This window comes from Polaromonas sp. P4_F4 (assembly GCF_056401355.1).
On the sequence record NZ_JBFUJO010000023.1, the window covers coordinates 47,958 to 66,730 of the forward strand.

The following is an 18,773-nucleotide window of genomic DNA, read 5'->3' on the forward strand; positions in this document are numbered from 1 at the left end:
GAGGCAACTGCACACCATGACCACCAGAATCCGCGGCGTTCTCGCCCCCGTCCTGACACCTTTCAACCGGCGTTTGGAGCCTGATGTCAATCGCTTCATTGCCCACTGCCGCTGGCTGATCGACAACCAGGTCGGTTTGGCCATTTTCGGCACGAATTCTGAAGCCGCTTCACTGTCGGTAAACGAGCGCTTGTCGATGACGGATGCGCTCTTGAGCGCCGGTGTTCCTGCGGCCCGCATGATGCCGGGCACGGGTGGCTGTTCGTTGGCCGATTCGGTCGTCCTGACCAAACATGCGGTTGAAAACGGTGCCTCGGGCGCCTTGATGTTGCCGCCGTTCTACTTCAAGGGCGTGTCCGACGAAGGCTTGTATGCCTATTACTCCGAGGTGATTGAGCGGGTTGGCAGCGATCGCCTGAAGGTCTATCTCTACCACATCCCCCAACTCACGCAGGTGCCGATCACGCTGAATCTGATCGGGACGCTGCGCAAGCGCTATCCCGACACGGTCGTTGGCGCCAAGGACTCATCGGGCGACTGGCCCAACACCCAGGCCATGATCGACAACTTTGCCAAAGATGGTTTTGACGTCTTCCCTGCCAGCGAGTCGACGCTCTCCAAGGCGCTGCCGCTCGGTGCCGCCGGCTGCATCAGTGCCACCGTCAACATGAACCCTGGCGGGATCCATGCCCTATACAAAGGCTGCAACAGCGCACAGGGCGAAACCTTGCAGGCCAATGCGGACGTGATCCGCAAGATCTTCCAGGCGGTGCCCATGATCCCGGCCATGAAGCGGGTAGTCGCCGAATTCTCGTCTGACCCCGGCTGGCAAGTGGTGCGTCCACCCCTGGTTGGGCTGGACGACGGCACCACCCACAGCGTGCTGGCGGCCTTGCGCGACGCGCAATTCACCATGCCGGGCTATCCGGGCCGCTAGGCGATCGGCAATCGGCGCTCGGTGCTCGGTGCTCCACAACCAAACGAAACCACCCACCAACAACGAGGAGACAACTTGCAAAACACCCGAGAAAACAGCAGAGAAAACACCACCACGCGGCACCAACGCCCGGTGTAGTGCCGAGCCAGCATTTACATAAGACAACTTTCCCAGCCAGGAGACAACCATGCCTTTGCCCAGATTCCTTCCTTCCGCAGTTTTCGTCCAGCGCTTCGCGCCTGCTCTGGCAGGCGCGCTGGCTTGCGCCGTCCTGGCTGGCCCAGTGCTGGCCCAGACCTCGCAGCAAACCGTCACCATGTGGAGTCATTGGCCCGACGAGCAGTCCAAACGCGGCTTTGTCGAAGAGCGCGTGAAAAAGTTCGAGGCCGCCACACCGCAGTGCAAAGTCAACCTTCAATTCGTCCAGAAGTCCGACCTCTATGCGTCGGTCAAGACCTCGGTGCGAACGGGGCAGGCACCCGACATCTTCTGGCTTGAGCCCGATGAAATTGCGTTCGCGAAGAGCGGCTACCTGGAGCCGCTGGACAGCCACATCAACCTCAACAACCTGGAAGACTGGGCGCGCCAGTCCTGGAGCCATAACGGCAAGGTCTACGGACTGCCGGTGGAGGCCTACACGGTGGAGCTGTACTACAACAAGGACCTGATGAAGAAAGTCGGCGTAACGCCGCCGCCTGGCCTGCAGATGTCGCAGGCGCAATTCACGGACCTGGTGAAGAAGTCCGCCGCCGCGGGCATCACACCGGTGGCCTCAGGCGTGGGCGACCGCCCCTACCCTGGCGCCTACCTGCTTCAGGAGATGCTCCTGCGCAAACTGGGGCTTGACGACTATCGCGCCTTGCTGACGGGGAAGCTGTCGTTCACTGACCCGCGTGTCATCGAAACCATGAACTGGATCAAGGAGCTGGTGGATGCCGGCGCCTACCCGAAGAGTTTTTCGACGCTCAAGCTCGGCGAGTCGCACTACTACTTTCACACCAATCCGGGCGCCATGATGTTCCCGATCGCCAGCTGGTACACCGGCCGCGCTTTCGTTTCAGCGGAAAAAGGGGGGCAGCCACAAGGGTTCCCACTCGGCCTGATGAAGTATCCGGCAATCAACGATGCGAAATGCCCGGAGTGCAAGACACTCGCCGTCGGTGGCAGCTACGTGATGTACTCGCGCAGCAAGAATAAGGAATGCGCGGGCAAGCTCCTCAACTCGATCGCCACTGTGGAAAATGGCAACAAGTGGATGGAGGATGTGCTGCTGCAGACCGGCGTGCGCACGGACCCTTCGCGCATACAGAGCATTCACGCGCAGTACTTCAAGGACCTGCAAGACCGCAGCATCGGCGCAAAATTCTTCATCGGCACACCGCTGCACTACATGAGCGGCAAGTGCGGGGACACCTTTTCGCAGGTACTCAATCGCGCCTTTCCCGCCGGTCTGATCAGCGTCAAGGACGCGGCCACCCAGATGGACGCAGCTTGCAAAGCGGCTTCCTGAAGTTTTTCCGAGACGCCGTCCATGTCCAATTCCATTTCGAACGCCCTGCCCGCCCCAAAACCCGGGTGGCACCCGAAACTCGGCGCCTTGCTGGCGCCACCCGAGGCTGACTCGCGGCGCACCTCATGGCCGACCCTGATGCTGTTTCTCGCGCCGGCGCTTCTGGTGTACGCGGCGCTAACGGCCTATCCCGTGGTGCGGACGTTCTACAACAGCTTTTTCATCATCAACGACATCGCCTCGTCGGATTTCGTGGGCCTGGCCCATTTCGCCGAGGTGTTCCGTGACGCCACCTTTCTGGCGGCGGTGCGCAACACGGCCATCTGGTCCACCGTGGCACCGTTTCTCGACGTCATCACCGGTTTGTTGCTGGCACTCTGTCTGTACGCGGGCGTGCCGTTCGCCCGCTTTCTGCGGGTGGCCTGGTTCACGCCGGTGCTGCTGTCCTATGTGGTGGTCGGCATCATGTGGGTCTGGATCTACAACTACGACTGGGGCGTGGTCAACGTCGCCCTGCGCAACGTCGGCTTGGGGCATTGGGCGCAGGCCTGGATCGGCGACCCCCGGTTCGCGCTGGCCTCGCTCATGGTGACACATGCCTGGAAATGGGCGGGCTTCAACATGGTGGTGTGCCTCGCCGCCCTTCATTCACTGCCCTCCGAGGTGCTCGAAGCCGCTGAACTCGACAACTGCGGCTGGTGGGACAAGCTGGTGCACGTCATCGTGCCCATGCTATGGCCCACCCTGCTCAACCTCTACATCCTGGCCTTCATCGGCAAGATGAAGGTGTTTGACCTGGTCTGGATCATGACCGAAGGTGGACCCGTGTGGTCTACCGAGACGGTGTCCACCTATGTCTACAAGCGTGCCTTCAACTGGAACACCTTCGATCTCGGTTATCCGTCGGCCATCGCCGTGGTGTGGTTCTTTGTGGTGGTGGGCTTCGTTGTGTTCTTCAATGTGCTGTTTCGCCGTCGCGAGCGTCTGGAATACTAAACATGCGTGCATCCAACTCCTTCGGCGACTCGGCTTCGCGCCTGCTGCGGCAGGGCGGGCTGATGGCTGTCATCGTCCTGTACACCCTGTACTCGGCAATGCCCTTCGTCTGGCTTGGCTCGATGTCGCTGCGCACCACGTCCGAGATCAGCGCCGCGCACTTTACCTGGCCGCAAACACTGCACTGGGAAAAATTCCGTGTCGCCTGGGTTGACTCCAATTTTGCGCAGTATTTCTGGAACAGCACGCTGGTGGTGGGCGCGGCCGTGGCCATCGTGACCCTGTTCGGCGCGGCCGCTGCCCACTGCCTGGCGCGCTACAACTTTCGTGGCAACCGGCTCGTGTACTTCACCCTGTTCAGCTCCATCGTCTTTCCACCACAGATCATCCTGATCTCCCTGTTCCAGGTGCTGGTGGAATTCGACCTGTACAACACGCGCCTGGGTCTCACCCTGGTGTATGTCGGTTTGCAGCTGCCGTTGACCGTGTACCTGCTGGAAGGCTTCTTCGCCCGCATCCCGCAGGACCTGTTTGACGCGGCCAAGATCGATGGTTATTCAGACTTCGAGATCTTCTGGAAGATCGTTCTGCCGGTGGGCATGCCCGCCATCGCCACCACCATCATCCTGAATTTCATTCAACTGTGGAACGAATTCCTGTTTGCGGTGGTGCTGGTCAGCGAACCGGGCCTGCGCACACTGCCCATCGGCATCCGCGCTTTCATGGGCGACTACTTCCAGGACATCGGAATGATTGCCACCGGAATGATGATCGCCATCATCCCGGTCGTGATTGTCTACGCCTTCTTCTCGGAAAAGCTCATTCAGGGGATGACGGCTGGCGCCGTGAAATAAGCCCGCTCATCGTTCACTTGCCCACACAACGGAGAAACCCAATTGGCTACCGTCACTCTCAAAAATATCTGCAAAAGCTACCGCGGCACCCCCGTTCCATCCGTCAATGACGTCTCATTCACTGTGAACGACGGCGAATTCATGGTCTTGCTCGGCCCCTCGGGCTGCGGCAAATCGACCACATTGCGCATGATTGCCGGCCTCGAATCGATCACCAAAGGCCAGCTGGATATCGATGGCCGCGAAGTCAACGAGGTCGCGGCCAAAGATCGCGATATCGCCATGGTGTTCCAGTCTTACGCGCTCTACCCCCACATGACCGTGGCTGAAAATCTGGGTTTTGGCCTGAAGCGCCGCAAGGTCGACAAGAGCGAAATCGCCGCGAGGGTCAAGAAAGCCTGCGGCATTCTCGGCCTGGACGAGTTGCTGGAGCGCAAGCCTTTTGCGCTGTCAGGCGGCCAGCGCCAGCGCGTGGCGCTGGGCCGCGCCATCGTGCGTGAGCCCAAGGTTTTCCTGTTCGACGAACCGCTGTCCAACCTGGACGCGGCCTTGCGCGTCAACACCCGCAACGAACTGGTGCGCTTGCACCAGCGCCTGAACGCAACCATGATTTACGTGACGCACGACCAGGTCGAGGCGATGACCATGGGCCAGCGCATCTGCGTCATGAACAAAGGACGCGTGGCGCAGATCGGTCGGCCACTGGACGTGTACCGGGCACCGGCCGATGCCTTCGTTGCACGCTTCCTGGGCAACCCACCGATGAACATCGTGCGGGCCCAATTGCGTGAACACAATGGCCTGCGCCACGCGATGGTGGGCGGCTGCGCACTGCCCCTGGAGCGCTGGAAAGGCGTCTCATTCAGCGCCGCTGACGAGGTATTGCTGGGGGTGCGGCCTGAAGAACTGTCGCTGGCCACGACGCCAGGCAGCGAGCAGGCATCACTGCGGGGCACGGTGTCCGGCGTGGAACCCCTGGGTGCAGAAACGCTTGTGATCGTCGAACTGGAGCGCCAGGCGGGCGAGGTCACGGCGCGGCTGCACCGCGAAACATCAGTCCGGGTCGGTGACACGGTAGGCCTCAGCTGCGCTTCGGAGGCCATCTATCTGTTTGACGCGGTCAGCGAGAAAGCCATTGTGGCAACGGATCATTAAGCATGGGCACAACACAGACACCACAGACACACCAGGCCCAGCCGCTGCGGATCGGCCTCATCGGCGCAGGCTGGGTCACCCAGCATCACCTGGCAGGCTGGCGGCAACACGCATCGCGCGCCCGGGTGGTGTCCATCACCGACCCCCATACGGCACAGGCACAAGCGCGAGCCAGCGCCTTTGGCATCGACCAGGTCTTCGCCAACGCCGAACAGATGCTCGGCCGGGGCGACCTCGATGCCGTGGATGTGGCGGCGCCACGCGAAACCCACGCGGACCTGGTGCGCCTGGCCGCGCGGCACGGCCTGCCCGTGCTATGCCAGAAGCCACTGGCTCCGACCTATGAAGAAGCTTGCGCACTGGTCGCCGAAACCCAGGACTGCACGCGCCTGATGGTGCATGAGAACTGGCGCTTCAGACCCTATTACCGCCAGATCTCCCGCTGGCTGCACGAGCAGCGCATCGGCCAGGTGGTACAGGCGCACATGAGCCTTTTGACCTCGGGCCTCATTGCAGATGGACAAGGCAGGTATGCCGCCCTCGACCGCCAGCCGTTCGTGGCGACGCTCCAACGCGCGTTGGTCATGGAGATCCTGATTCACCACATCGACACACTGCGTTTCCTGCTGGGTGATCTGCGCCTGGTGCATGCCCGTCTGGGCAAGGGCTGCAGCGCCATGGCGGGAGAAGACCGCGCGTCGCTCGTTTTCGAGAGCACCAGCGGTGCGGCGGTGAGCCTTCTGGCCAACCTGCGGGTGTGGGGTGAACCCGAGGCCAAATCTGATGAACTGTTGCTGGTCGGTGAGCGCGGCTGCATCCGCTTATCTGGTGATTCGCTGCGCTGCCAGGGAGATCAGCCAGAACAGCTCAACTACGACCTGCCGGCCTGCTACACCGAATCCTACGCCGCAACCATCGGTCACTTCATTGATGCGCTGGGTGATGGCAAACCGTTCGAGACCAGCCCACAAGACAATCTCCAGACGCTGCGCCTGGTGGAGGAGATCTACAGCTTCTCCCGCATCTAGCCCGGCCAAATCCACCCCTCTTTTTTTGCCATGACAACCACACCATGTATTGACACTTTGAGTGGGTCTCATCCACCTATCCGAAGGCAACAAATGAAATTCTCATCGGGTTCGAACGCTCCCGGCATCAGGGTGCCCCCCGGCGCCATCGACTGCCATCACCATATTTACGATGCGCGCTACCCTGCAGCGGAGAACGCCACCCTCAGGCCTGCCGACGCCTTGATCGCCGACTACCGCGCGCTGCAAGCGCGCATCGGCACCACCCGCAACGTGATCGTGCAACCCTCCACCTATGGCGTAGACAACCGCCTGCTGGTCGAGTCGCTCGCCGCATTCGGGCTGAGGAATGCACGCGGTGTCGCTGTCGTCAACACCAGCGTGACCGACGCCGGGCTCAAGCAACTGCACGACGCTGGCGTGCGCGGCATTCGGTTCAACCTGGCGCCTCCCGGCACCACCACGCTCGACATGGTGCGCACGCTGGCACGGCGCGTTGCGCCCATGGGCTGGCATATTCAGCTCAATGCACCGGCGGCAGCGCTACTCGATGCCAGATCAGTCTGGAGCGATCTGCCCGTTCCCGTGGTGTTCGACCACCTGGGCCGTGTGCCGCAACCGGGCGCTGTCAACCACCCCACCTTCGCCATGATTCGTGGACTGCTTCAGCGGGGCAAAGCCTATGTCAAACTTTCCGGGTTCTACAACGAGTCCAACGTCGGCTACCCGTCCTATTCAGACAGCGTGCAAGTGGCGACCCTCTACGCCCGGGAAGCGCCCGAACGTGTGGTCTGGGGAAGCGACTGGCCGCACCCCACCGAAAAAGACAAAGGCTATCCAGACGACGCCCATTTGATCGATTTGCTGTCCGAAGTCGTACCCGACGAGGCGGCCCGCCATCGCATACTGGTAGACAACCCGGCAAGGCTGTACCAGTTCGCATGAGCCCTGGACGGTTCCCGTCTGAGCTTTGACGTATTCCCGGCCAGTGAGTCAACGCCGTCCAAGGCCTTGCCGCTCGGCGCCGCAGGCTGTACCAGTGCCACCGTGAACATGAACCCGGCGGGCATCCGCGCTGTCTATGAGAAGAACTGGAGTACCGCGACGGGCGAAGAGCTTCAGGCCAAGGCCGACGTTGTTCGACAAATCTTCGAGGCGATGCCCATGATCCCCGCCATGAAGCGGGTCGTCGCCGGGCTTTCAAACTATCCTCGGTGGGGCGCGGTTCGCCCGCCGCTGTGGGCATTGAACGACAGCGCCGCAACGGATTTTTTCAAAGCCCCCGGCAAGGCAGGATTTGACATGCCCGCCTATCCGAAGGCCTGACAGACCGTTGATTTCCCGCCCCTTGCCCCGATTTGGGATGCGCCCTGGCATGTGAACCGCAGGGCGCTGGACATTGCCGTTGTCAGTCAAGGGAAACATCCATGACGATTACAGGACGCTCAATCCCGTTTTTAAGTGTGATGCGAGATTTCGCCATTCCGCCTTCGTCAGCGATTTGGGCTCAGGAATATCACCTCGGTCAATGTCTCCATGCGCACACATGCGGGACTGGTGTTTCAGTCAAAAATGTAACAATTTAATGCTCTGGCCCAATGAATACGGGCGCGAGCAGCTATTATTTTTGCAGCAACCAGTCGTGCGCGAGCGACCCATCAAGGTCGACCTGTTGCCGTTTCCCTGGTTTGGCTTGTCTGAGCGAAGAACACTGATGGCTTCTTGCCCGCATTGACAGCGTCAGGGCGCGATCTGCAGTTGCCCAGGGTCAAGCAGCACAAAACGGGCGAAGCGCCCTTCTTTGCGGCTACCGTCATCGCTGACGATGACGATGCGCAGCACGCCATCGGTGACAGCCGGGCTCACCCCTTCTGCGCGCTCGAAACCCTGCAAGCCTGGCACCGTGACGCGGCGCGCCGACGCAGCTGGCTGCCCGCTCCAGAACCAGAGCGCAAATTCATCTTTCTCGCGTGAGGCGGGGCCGCTGATGACCAGGTAGCCATTGAGCGAAGCCATGTAGGACATACCGCGAATCCCGTGCCCGCCCAGGTCCAGCGCCTGCAGCGTACTTGACACCTGCGGTGCTGCGTCTGCTTCAAAAATCGCAGAAGGATTTTCAACGCTGGCGATGATGGCATGACTGCCCTGCAAGGGACTGCGAAATCCAATCAGCAGGCGCTGCTGGTCTGGCGTGATCTCCAGCGCCTCGATGTTGAGCCCAGCGCCCGCCTTAACGTCCTTGACTTGCGCAGCGGCTGCCAAGAGGGGATGCGCCTCGACCAGCGCGCGCTTCAGCCCGCCAGTCACTACGGGCTCGACTATCCGGTCTTTTTCGATTCGGAAACGGGCCAGTTTTTCACGCCCCTTCTGTTCATCGCCGTCGTCATCGCGTGAATGCGAAGTAACGGCGTAAAGGTAGCCCTGGCTGTCAAGCGCCAGCCCCTCCAGATCGTCCAGCTTCCAGATCGGGTCACCGCCATGAAACCAGCCAGGGCTCAGCGACTTGCTGCTGACATCTCCGTCGGCGTTGATGGTGACCAGACTGAACGAATGCCCCTTTTCATCTTCAACCGCCAAAAAACGCCCGTCCGGAAGCTGCTGGATGGCAGAGGGCTCATAAAGACCGGTCAGGGGCAGGAACATGGGAGTGGTGTTCGGCGTCATGACGGTCATTGTGACTTACGGTGAGTGTTTGGGGTATGGGAAATACAGGGGAAGAAGCGCATTTACCGCAGGTCCCCCATGGCTGGCTGATTGGCGCAGGAGTGGAAAACGTGAGGACGTGTTGCGGTGTTGGGAGGGACTTGGACGTAACTCAAGCCGGCCAGCCAATGCTTCTTGCTTGAGTGCCCGTAATGCAGCGAGGCTGTGTGAAAACCCCTTGAACCGTGCATGAAATTTGCTGTCACATATCGAACCGTACGGAGGGTTGGATATGGCGAGATTCATTGTGGGAGCGGATCGGCAACAAGTCACGCTGCTACCGGAGTGCTTGGACGACTTCATCACTGAAGACAACACCGTTCGGGTGGTTGATGCGTTCATAGGTGAGTTGGATATGGTGGCCCTGGGTTTCGCGGGGGCAACCCCGGCTGCAACGGGTCGACCTTCGTACCACCCATCAGTGCTGTTGAAACTCTACCTCTACGGTTACCTCAACCGCATCCAGTCCAGTCGCCGCCTGGAGCGCGAATGTCAGCGAAATGTGGAACTGATGTGGCTGACCGGGCGCTTGGCCCCTGACTTCAAGACCATTGCGGACTTCCGTCGTGATAACGGCAAAGGTATCCGCAATGTGTGTCGGCGCTTTGTGCTGTTATGCCGTGAGCTGAAGTTATTTAGCGAAGCGGTGGTGGCCATCGATGGCAGCAAGTTCAAGGCCGTCAACAACCGGGAGCGCAACTACACGCCCGGAAAGATCGAGCGGCGTGAACGCGAACTCGAAGAAAGCATCCAGCGCTACCTGGACGCCCTGGAAACAGCCGACCGCACCCAACCCACAGAGATGCAGGCCAAGACGGAGCGCTTACAAGGCAAGATCCAGAAGATGCGCCAACGCATGCAAGACCTGCAGGCTGTCAAGGCACAGCTAGAAACCCTACCGGATCGACAACTCTCCCAGACCGACCCGGACGCACGGGCCATGACCACCTACAGCGCCAAGGGCACAGCCATGGTGGGCTACAACATACAAACAGCGGTAGACACCAAGAACCACTTGATCGTGGCGCATGAAGTTACGAACAACGGCAGCGACAGGTCACAGCTGAGTCAGATCGCACTGGCTGCACGCGAAGCCATGGGCAAGCGAAAATTGAAAGCTATCGCTGACCGCGGGTATTACAGTGGCACGGAGCTCAAGGCTTGCGAGGATGCGGGGATCGCAGCAATTGTTCCCAAGCCCATGACGTCAGGCGCCAAAGCCGAGGGGCGTTTCGACAAATCAGACTTCATCTACATCACCCGCGATGACGAGTACCAATGCCCTGCAGGGCAGCGTGCCATCCACCGCTTTACAAGCGACGAGAAGGGAATGCAGATTCGTACCTACTGGAGCAGCTCGTGTATTGGATGCGCAATCAAGGCGCAATGCACTCCCAGTGACTACCGGCGCATAAGGCGCTGGGAGCATGAGGCGGTGATGGACAAGGTGCAGCAGCGTCTGGATCGTATGCCAAAGGCCATGACGGTGCGCAAGAGCACTGTTGAACATGTCTTTGGAACGCTCAAGCACTGGATGGGCTGGACGCACTTCCTCACGCGGGGCATGCACAACGTGGCAACGGAAATGAGCTTGAGCGTGCTGGCTTACAACCTCAAACGTGTCATCCGCATTCTTGGCTTTGCGAAGACGATGAAGGCAATGCAACTGGTGGGTGCATAGGCATCTATTTAGATCGCAGATCCGCCAATACTGGCCGTCCAACGACCCATAGGGTTCCCGTATAGGGTCTGCGGTACAACATTAATTAAGAAAATCTGACGCACCCGAGAAATCGTGGAGCGCGCGATGATGATACGGCTTGCCGATGCGTTATCACACAGCCTCCAGCGTAACCCGACGCCCGCCAGTACCCGCTTTCTGGCAGCCCAGCGAACACGCGGTTTTTGTTGCCGGGCAGCTACTACCGATTAAATCTCAGTTTGCTCGGCCATCTCCAGAGCATCATCCACCTCAATACCAAGGTAGCGTACGGTGCTCTCCAGCTTGGTGTGGCCAAGAAGCAGTTGCACTGCCTGAAGATTTTTTGTCCGTCGGTAGATCAAGGATGCTTTGGTTCGCCGCATTGAATGTGTCCCGTATTCGGAAGGATTCAGCCCAATCGCTGTGACCCAGGAATCAACGATGCGGGCGTATTGACGGGTTCCAATGTGAGGGGAATCATGAATGCGACTGGGGAACAAGTATTCGTCCTGCCCAAGTTTGGCCTCTTTGATCCAGTCGCTGACTGCGTCACGGGTCGGTTGGGTAATTTCGAATTGAACGGGTCGCGAGGTCTTTTGCTGCATCACGGTTGCTCGGGGCGCTACGCGTTCGCCATGGCAGATGTCGCGCACTCGCATCTTTACCAGGTCACAGGCTCGCAGTTTGCTGTCCAATCCCAAGTCGAACATGGCGAGTTCACGAACTCGGTGTTGAAGTTGAAGGCGGACCCGAATAGCCCAAATCTCCTTCAATTTGAATGGAGATTTTTGTCCGACGATCACGCCCTTGTTCCAGGGGGCGTGTTGTTCGTGGTCTGTGGTGTTTTCCATGGTGGACTCCTTCTTGATTGAGGGAGTCCGACTGTGGGCTGATCGCCCGGAAGCGCAAGCACATTTTTTGCGGCAGGAATGCGGACCGTGGCCACCTGCGGCAATGTGCCCCAAGGAGTCGCCGATTCTTCTCCGAAGCCGACATTTTATGGTCAATGATTACCAGCATCTGCAGCTGTGTGCGAATGTGATCTTGGTGGCTGTTGATGGTGAACCAGCCATGGAGTCAGCGGTTGCACAACTCAAGCAGGGTCTTGGGAACAATTGGGGCCCCGTCACTGCAATGCAATTCATGTCGGGCCGACGTGGAGAATTCGCCGCTGATTGCGCAGCGCCCCACGAGCAAGCCCAGCTGTTTTGGCGCACCTGATGGCAAAGCAGATCTGCAGTGCTGAAGGTCTTGGTGCGGTCGCGCCGCCCGATGGTAGTAGGGCACAGGCCTTCTGCTTGGAGCAGGCACCACCTATAGTTTTCCGAAATCCGAGGGCGATCACCCGCCCGCAAAACTCAGGACTTGTTCATGAAGATCATCCGCAATGGATCCAAGCCATCCGCCAAGGCGCCGGCCTCGTATTTCACTGGCACGGTCCGCATCGATAGTCCGTTCCAGGCGGACGGCGAAGGTCGTTCTGGTGGATCCATCGTGATCTTCGAGCCAGGCGCACGCACCAACTGGCACTTCCACCCGGCCGGCCAGACCCTCGTCGTTCTCTCTGGCGTAGGGTGGACGCAGTGCGAGGGCGGAGCACGCACCGAGATTCGCGCCGGCGACGTGGTCTGGTGTCCCTGTCGCAAGCGCCACTGGCATGGAGCTGCCATCACCACAGCGATGTCCCACCTGGCGATCACCGAGATGGTCGATGGCAAGAACGTCGAATGGATGGAGCCGGTTACCGACGAGCAGTACCAAGACGGTCCGCTCGTGACCGCCTGACCGCCCAAGCAATCACTCCGCCTGATTGCCTATGCGCAAGCTTTTCACGGCAGTCTTGCTAACCGGTATGCGGTGCTCAAAATCAATGGCTTCAACTGGCGGTGGCAGAAGCAAGGGCCCGAATTTATGGTTTTCTGGGCTGCCGCGTGCATACTGTCCGTATCGGGATGAGATAATTTTCGGTTCGAAGCAAAGAAAGGCATACATTGGCACGCCTGACCAGAGAAGAAAGCCGCATGCTCACGCGCACGAAATTGCTGGCGTCTGCACGAGCAGTCGTGGCGCGCGAGGGTTACGAAAACGCGTCGGTTGACCGCATCGCCGAAGAGGCGGGCTTCAGCAAGGGGGCGTTTTACTCCAACTTCGACAGTAAAGAGGAAATCATCCTCGAGCTGCTGGAGACGCATTCGCTACAGGATGTGTCCGAGATCGCCGACTTGTTGCGCGAGGTTCGCGATCCCCTGGAGATGATCGAGGTCATCAGCAACTGGTCCGTCAACCGGTCTGCCGATCCGACCTGGGGGATGCTCGCGCTGGAGCTGTTTCGGCGTGCGCGACGTGACCAGACCTTCGGGGAGCGCCACTCCAATCTATTTCGCGCGCAGTGGCGTGGCCTGGGGGAGATCTTGTTTCGCATGTTTCCGCAAGGCGCCGAACCAGCCGATTCCGAGGCTCTGGGCGGCGTCGTCTTCGGGCTGACCTACGGCTCGGCGGCGGGCTTCAAGACCGGCCCCACGTCGGGCGACTTGGTCCGCCTGGTACTGACCGGCCTGCATCTCGCCTATGGAAAGCGGTCGCGCGCGCGCTCGACGCCGGCCGAGAAGACCCCTTTGGCTGCTGCGCCCTCCGCACGCAAGCGAAGCAGCACGGTTCGGCCGAAAATAAAAGCCGCGGCATAATCCGACATCACGACCGCCGGGCATTCTGCTAAATGCCTCAGTCTCTGCCTGCGGCGGCTTCCCGCCTAGGGATGCACAGATTTATTCGCTGATGTTGCCAGCTCCTGGAAAAACAGGATGAGGTAGCAAGGATCAGTAAATCACGACGCCGCGAATCGATTCGCCGCTTTTCATCAGGTCAAAACCCTTGTTGATGTCCTCCAGCGGCATGGTGTGCGTGATCAGGTCATCGATGTTGATCTTGCCTTCCATGTACCAATCGACGATCTTGGGCATATCGGTGCGACCGCGCGCGCCGCCGAAGGCCGAGCCTTCCCACTTGCGGCCGGTAACCAGCTGGAAGGGCCGGGTGCTGATCTCGGCGCCGGCTTCGGCCACGCCGATGATGATGATGCTGCGGCCCCAGCCCTTGTGTGTGCATTCCAGCGCCTGGCACATCACCTGCGTGTTGCCTATCCGGCCTTACGACCGACGATGACCTACCGGGTGAGTTTCCCATTTGCGCCGAGCAAGACCAGTTCTATGTAGGTTGACCCCGTACGATTTGCAGACCCGTAGTGCACTGAGATATCACCCATCTCATAGGGTTTGAAGGTTTCAAGAGCACTGGCGAGGCTCGATCGAGTCAGGGGCGGGCGAGTACGCCTAAGGCCCTCCACCAGCACTTTGGCTTCCAGGAAACCTTCCATGCCGTTGTATGACGGCGCCTCTGAGGGGAGGTGCGACGACAGCGCCGCGCGGTACTCGATAGCCAATGGAGATGTTGGACTCAGTGGCCAGGGAACGGCCTGCGAAAGAGCAATTCCCTCCGATAGTTGCCTCAGTTCGGCATGCAGATCCTCTATTCTGATGACTGACAGGCCGAACATCCTCGCATGTCCTTTGATGGCGCGGTATTCTTTCGCCACAGGCGCAAAAAATTTGGGAATAATCGATAGAAAAATCACGTCCGGCCGGCTGTTATTTATCTTCTCGGCGATGAGCTTTGGGTCATCCGATGCGCTGAATGAGATTTCCTCCAAAGGCAACTTCGCATCGCGTACCGCGTCGGCATATGCTTTTGCACCAGAGGGGCCAAATGCCTCCTTGCTCGAAAGCACGGTGAAACGCCGAGCGCCTATCGTGGCCTGGTGTCTCACGGTAGTGGTCGCCTCGTGATGCGCAGAAATCCTTACGGGAAAAACGAAGCGACGAGCAGGCTTACGTGCCTCATCCGAGATGCTTGCCGCACCCACTAGAGGCACGCGCGCGTTTTCAACATGTTCAATGACTGTTGGCAGTGTCGGCGTGCCGAATGCCCCAAGCAACGCCAAAACCTTGTCGACTTCGATCAGGGACTGAACCTCCTGCGCCGCCCGGATTGCTTCGTACTGATCGTCCCGGTCCCTCACCACAATGCGGCGACCGGCGATTCCACCCCTGGCATTGACGCTCGCAATGTACGCATCGGCTCCTGCGGCCCGCTGTTTAGCCATTGCACCAAAGGCGGGCGAGCCTAAGGGTGAGACGCGACCGATCACAACTTGATTGGGTATGTTGACCGAATCATCTGCAGAAAAGCAGACGCCTGCGACAGCATTTAGCAAGAGAAATGCGGCAGGAATAGCTCGCCGCAGGGTTTGAAAATACATAAGCTGTACCAATAGTGTTTGGGCGTTACGCCCTCGAACGAGATCAGGCCGCCCAGCGCGTCGGGATCGGCTGGCTCGGCGCCTTGCGGAAACATGCGAAACAAGATCTCCCCAGGTCACGCCACTGCGCGCGGGATAAGGTTTGGGTTGTTATCCGCTTTCGCGGTCATCGCAGAAATTGCGAATTATTAATTTTCATGAACCGATGAATTTGTCGTAAAGACGGGGCCGAACCGAGGCGGCCTGCGACCGGGGCCGCGTCACTTCGCGGCAGTTCCGGCCAGGAGAAGCTTGAACTTAACCTGCACCTCGTTGCTCACCAGTGACGTATCCTTCCAATCACCATCGCCAATGCCGAAATCGAGGCGCTTGATCACAAAGACACCAGTCGCATTTGTGCCAGCCGTGGTCTGCGCCATGGCAACGGGCACCACGAGGTCGCGGACGGCGCCTTTTATTGTTAGCTTGCCGACGACATCGAATTTGCCGTTCCCGGCCTCTTTTACGGTGATGCTCTGGTACGTCGCTTGTGGAAACCGTTTGGCATCGAACCAGGCAGGTTTGGCCACCTCGGCGTCCAGCTCAGCCACGCCTAACGAGACGCTGCCAACATCGATGGTGAATGCAATCTTGCTGGTTTCGAGCTTTTTCGGATCAAATGCGACCTGAGCATTGAAACTCCTGAACTTGCCATGCACGGGCACACCCATCTGCGTGCTCGTGAAGGCGATTTCACTTTGTGCTGGAATTAGGCTTTGTTGGGCCGACGTTGGGGAGGCCGAGGTGGCCGCGAGTAAGGTCAAAATTACGCCGGGAAGACAGGCTTTCATATTGATCACTCTCTTGGAATAGGGTTGAACCACATTCGCGACAGGAGGCCATCGCGGTCTATGAATTGGTGCTTGAGCGCTGCGCCGATGTGCGCTATAGCGAGTAATGCCATCGCCCACGCGAGCCCCTCGTGCCAGGGCTTGATAGCCTCTGCCAGCGCCTTGTCCACCGGCACGAAGTCCGGCAGGGGAAGAACGCCAAAAACGACGATGGAAAACCCGGCGGCCGAACTGTAGGCCCAGCCTGCGACTGGCACGGCCACGAACAGCAGGTACAGCAAGCCATGAACACCGCGCACCATCCCTTTCTGCCAGGACGGCATGCGAATATGCTCTGGCGGTCGGTGTGTCAAGCGCCACAGCAATCGCAATAACGACAAGGACAAGATCGTGATACCGACCCACTTGTGCCAGTTGTAGAGTCGCAGTCGCCCGGGCGATATCGGTAGCTCGGTCATGTAGAACCCGAGACAGAAGCACCCGACAAGTGCCAAAGCAAGCACCCAGTGCAGAACGATGGCGATACTGCCGTAATAGCGCATGGAATTCCTTCAGGTGAGTTAACTGTCGTCGGATAGACCTCTGACGTGAGCGGGCTCATCAGGGGTACTCACCGCACAGACGCGCGGCGCGTACCCCAGACCAGATCCTGCGCGGCCAGAGGGTCCGGGTCGTCACGGTTTCTGAAGCAACTCGAGCGCAATCTTCAGCTCGACCTCGTCGGCAATCACCGCTGGATACTGCGACATGCCAAAGTCACTGCGTTTGATCTTGGCATTGCCAACGAAGCCGACCATCGGAATCTTGAGGAAGGGATTCACGGCGCGGTTCGTCAGCACCGTGTTGAAGTCCACCGGAAGCGTCTTGCCGCGAATGGTCAAGTTGCCGGAAATGACATAGTTCTTGTCATCGACACGACGAACCGACGTTGAGACAAAGTTGATCTTCGGGTTCTTCTCCGCATCGAACCAGGCCGCGCTGCGCAGATCGCCATCGCGCGCGCCGTCGACGGTATCGATCGATGCCGCGTCGATGGTGATCGCGACGCTCGATGCCTCGACGTTCTTGTCGTCGTAAGTCACACGCCCTTCCACTTTCCGGAAGATTCCTGGGGTGTTGCTGATTCCGAGATGCGACACCTGGAAGCTCACATGGGTGTGGGACGGATCAATCTCCCATCCAGCGTGAGCGGCATTCAGGAGGAGTGCCGGCGTCAGAACGGCGAGTCGAAGTAATGAGTGGATCATGTTGAAAGTATCCTAGATGCCAGCACCGCCTTGCGGCGCCGGCGTGGTTGAGACGTATCGATCAGAAGTGGTATCTGGCGATCAGGAGCGCCGTGTTCTGCTTCGCACCGGGAACCACGTTCTGGTTTGCCCCGTATTTGTTCCTCCACAGCTCGTAGCCCACGCCGACGAGCAGCCCGGTGTCCTTCCCTACGGGCGTCAGCAATTCGGCGTGCAGGCGGAACTCGGGCTTCGTGCCGTTGCCGAAACCGTCCTTGCCCTTGCTGGTGATGTACTTGGCATCGCCCGCGAAGGTCAGTGGGATCCCAAGGGTGAATGGGACGGACCAGGCGGAGTGCAGCATCAGCGCGGTGTCGAAGTTCACCTCCGTCGCCGTGATGCCGTTGTAGTTCCGCTCCTTGTACGCATAGACGTTCAGAACGCCGAATCCGTGGGTGACGGGCAGATCGAACGCCAGACCGGCCGCGAAGGCTCGCTTCCCGGGCGCGAACTGGGTGTTCAGCGTATCCCGCTCGAAGACGAAGGCCAGGGACGTATCCTGGACGGGCCCGAACTTGAATTCGCGACCCGAAAGCTTCGAAAGCGAGAAGGTACGGCGCAGCAATCCATAGAACTCCTGCGATCCAGTCCCTCCGCCGGCGGCGGGGTAGTTCATGTCGGATTCCAGGATCTGCCCGAGCACGAGGTTCGTGCCGAGCTTGTCGCCGCTGTTGTGGACGAATTCGTAGACGTTCTTGCGGATCGGTTGCGCAGTTCCCGGCTCTGCGAACCGCAGCCCCCTCTGGACACTGACCTGGTTGTCGCTCCATTCGAAGGCATGGCCCGTCACGGAATGCGCAATCAGAGCCGCTGCAGCTAACGCCTTTATAGGTAGTCCAGATTTCATTTTTGTCTCCTCCATATGTGGAAGTTGTTGCTTATAGGCACCACTGGCATGCCCCAAAAATCTCCTTGCCCACCTACTGATAGGCGGGAGCATCCAGGTGCCGGAGGAAGATCAGCTTTGTTCAGTCCCGGGATGCGTCTTGACGAGCCCATTCATTCGAGGCCCGAGCAGAAAGCGTCATTGAAACCAAAAAACATACCGTTTAGAGTTTGAATACCAGTAAGTATCTATAAACCTATTGGTATGTTAAATGCGTGTTTTCCCGTACTCGGCAGTACGTCATCGATTGGCGATTGCGGGCGAGCAAGTGACCATGAGCCAAAGAAATCTGTGCCGGTTGCGATGGCTCGGGGAGGCGAACAACAAGCTCAAACGCCTGGTGGCCGACACGAGTCTGGACGAGGCCATGCTGAAGGGCGACACAGAAAAAGAGTTTTGAAGCCAGGGCAGCAGCGCGAACTGGCGGTCGATCTGGTGTTGCGATATGGGGCAAGATGCGAAAGGCTTGCGCTGCCATTGAGTTCAGTCGTGTGCTGTGCCAGTACCGGTCGGTCGCATGTGACGACACGGCACTGGTCATGCGCATGGGCGACGCTACTCCAGCCCGAGT

Annotated in this window: 19 protein-coding genes and 1 pseudogene; 12 read left to right on the top strand and 8 right to left on the bottom strand. The window is 59.3% G+C overall.

Features of this window, described 5'->3' with window-relative positions; all coding sequences use genetic code 11:
* Positions 1-16 precede the first annotated feature (16 nt).
* From AC1DUR_RS20480 to AC1DUR_RS20515, 8 genes are all read left to right on the top strand, one after another.
* Positions 17-937: a dihydrodipicolinate synthase family protein gene (locus tag AC1DUR_RS20480; RefSeq protein ID WP_477720479.1), complete on the top strand. Its 921-nt coding sequence runs from the start codon at positions 17-19 to the stop codon at positions 935-937.
* Positions 938-1,124: 187 nt separating this feature from the next.
* Complete coding sequence (locus AC1DUR_RS20485) at positions 1,125-2,447, top strand: ABC transporter substrate-binding protein (RefSeq protein ID WP_477720480.1); 1,323 nt, start codon at positions 1,125-1,127, stop codon at positions 2,445-2,447.
* A 21-nt stretch (positions 2,448-2,468) separates the two neighbouring features.
* Entirely contained in the window at positions 2,469-3,443 is a 975-nt protein-coding gene (locus tag AC1DUR_RS20490; RefSeq protein WP_477720481.1) for a carbohydrate ABC transporter permease, read from the top strand.
* A gap of 2 nt (positions 3,444-3,445) precedes the next feature.
* Positions 3,446-4,297, top strand: a complete 852-nt coding sequence (locus tag AC1DUR_RS20495) for a carbohydrate ABC transporter permease (protein WP_477720482.1) — start codon at positions 3,446-3,448, stop codon at positions 4,295-4,297.
* A gap of 42 nt (positions 4,298-4,339) precedes the next feature.
* Positions 4,340-5,452, top strand: a complete 1,113-nt coding sequence (locus AC1DUR_RS20500) for an ABC transporter ATP-binding protein (protein ID WP_477720483.1) — start codon at positions 4,340-4,342, stop codon at positions 5,450-5,452.
* A gap of 2 nt (positions 5,453-5,454) precedes the next feature.
* Positions 5,455-6,480: a Gfo/Idh/MocA family protein gene (locus tag AC1DUR_RS20505; protein ID WP_477720484.1), complete on the top strand. Its 1,026-nt coding sequence runs from the start codon at positions 5,455-5,457 to the stop codon at positions 6,478-6,480.
* 93 nt (positions 6,481-6,573) lie between these two features.
* Positions 6,574-7,425 carry an amidohydrolase family protein gene (locus AC1DUR_RS20510; RefSeq protein WP_477720485.1) on the top strand — a complete coding sequence of 284 codons (852 nt, stop codon included), beginning with the start codon at positions 6,574-6,576 and terminating at the stop codon, positions 7,423-7,425.
* A 102-nt stretch (positions 7,426-7,527) separates the two neighbouring features.
* Positions 7,528-7,806 carry a hypothetical protein gene (locus AC1DUR_RS20515; protein ID WP_198140946.1) on the top strand — a complete coding sequence of 93 codons (279 nt, stop codon included), beginning with the start codon at positions 7,528-7,530 and terminating at the stop codon, positions 7,804-7,806.
* A 414-nt stretch (positions 7,807-8,220) separates the two neighbouring features.
* Here the strand turns inward: AC1DUR_RS20515 and AC1DUR_RS20520 are convergent, their stop codons facing one another.
* Positions 8,221-9,144, bottom strand: coding sequence for a DUF3616 domain-containing protein (locus tag AC1DUR_RS20520; RefSeq protein WP_477720486.1), 924 nt, complete (start codon positions 9,142-9,144; stop codon positions 8,221-8,223).
* A 271-nt stretch (positions 9,145-9,415) separates the two neighbouring features.
* Between AC1DUR_RS20520 and AC1DUR_RS20525 the strand changes: the two genes are divergently transcribed.
* The gene (locus AC1DUR_RS20525) at positions 9,416-10,864 is read left to right on the top strand and encodes an IS1182 family transposase (RefSeq protein ID WP_477720487.1); all 1,449 of its coding nucleotides are present in this window, start codon (positions 9,416-9,418) and stop codon (positions 10,862-10,864) included.
* Between the two features lie 248 nt (positions 10,865-11,112).
* On the opposite strand, the gene AC1DUR_RS20530 is transcribed toward AC1DUR_RS20525, so the two are convergent.
* Positions 11,113-11,736 (bottom strand): tyrosine-type recombinase/integrase, encoded by a 624-nt coding sequence (locus tag AC1DUR_RS20530; RefSeq protein WP_477720488.1) that lies wholly within the window; start codon positions 11,734-11,736, stop codon positions 11,113-11,115.
* Between the two features lie 520 nt (positions 11,737-12,256).
* Between AC1DUR_RS20530 and AC1DUR_RS20535 the strand changes: the two genes are divergently transcribed.
* Together AC1DUR_RS20535 and AC1DUR_RS20540 are read left to right on the top strand one after the other, a co-directional pair.
* Positions 12,257-12,670, top strand: a complete 414-nt coding sequence (locus AC1DUR_RS20535; protein WP_477720489.1) for a (R)-mandelonitrile lyase — start codon at positions 12,257-12,259, stop codon at positions 12,668-12,670.
* A 236-nt stretch (positions 12,671-12,906) separates the two neighbouring features.
* Positions 12,907-13,569, top strand: a complete 663-nt coding sequence (locus AC1DUR_RS20540; RefSeq protein ID WP_477720490.1) for a TetR/AcrR family transcriptional regulator — start codon at positions 12,907-12,909, stop codon at positions 13,567-13,569.
* A 132-nt stretch (positions 13,570-13,701) separates the two neighbouring features.
* Here AC1DUR_RS20540 and AC1DUR_RS20545 read toward each other — a convergent pair.
* The 6 genes and pseudogenes from AC1DUR_RS20545 to AC1DUR_RS20570 form a co-directional block, all read right to left on the bottom strand.
* Positions 13,702-14,025: pseudogene (locus tag AC1DUR_RS20545) on the bottom strand (S-(hydroxymethyl)glutathione dehydrogenase); the annotation flags it as partial.
* A 23-nt stretch (positions 14,026-14,048) separates the two neighbouring features.
* Positions 14,049-15,200 (bottom strand): ABC transporter substrate-binding protein, encoded by a 1,152-nt coding sequence (locus AC1DUR_RS20550; protein WP_477720491.1) that lies wholly within the window; start codon positions 15,198-15,200, stop codon positions 14,049-14,051.
* A gap of 260 nt (positions 15,201-15,460) precedes the next feature.
* Complete coding sequence (locus tag AC1DUR_RS20555) at positions 15,461-16,030, bottom strand: YceI family protein (RefSeq protein WP_477720492.1); 570 nt, start codon at positions 16,028-16,030, stop codon at positions 15,461-15,463.
* Positions 16,031-16,035: 5 nt separating this feature from the next.
* Complete coding sequence (locus AC1DUR_RS20560; protein WP_477720493.1) at positions 16,036-16,572, bottom strand: cytochrome b; 537 nt, start codon at positions 16,570-16,572, stop codon at positions 16,036-16,038.
* A 132-nt stretch (positions 16,573-16,704) separates the two neighbouring features.
* Complete coding sequence (locus AC1DUR_RS20565; protein WP_477720494.1) at positions 16,705-17,277, bottom strand: YceI family protein; 573 nt, start codon at positions 17,275-17,277, stop codon at positions 16,705-16,707.
* Positions 17,278-17,338: 61 nt separating this feature from the next.
* Entirely contained in the window at positions 17,339-18,163 is an 825-nt protein-coding gene (locus tag AC1DUR_RS20570) for a hypothetical protein (protein ID WP_477720495.1), read from the bottom strand.
* Between the two features lie 313 nt (positions 18,164-18,476).
* Between AC1DUR_RS20570 and AC1DUR_RS20575 the strand changes: the two genes are divergently transcribed.
* On the top strand, positions 18,477-18,602 hold the full coding sequence (locus AC1DUR_RS20575) for a hypothetical protein (RefSeq protein WP_477720496.1): 126 nt from the start codon (positions 18,477-18,479) through the stop codon (positions 18,600-18,602).
* Positions 18,603-18,773 lie beyond the last annotated feature (171 nt).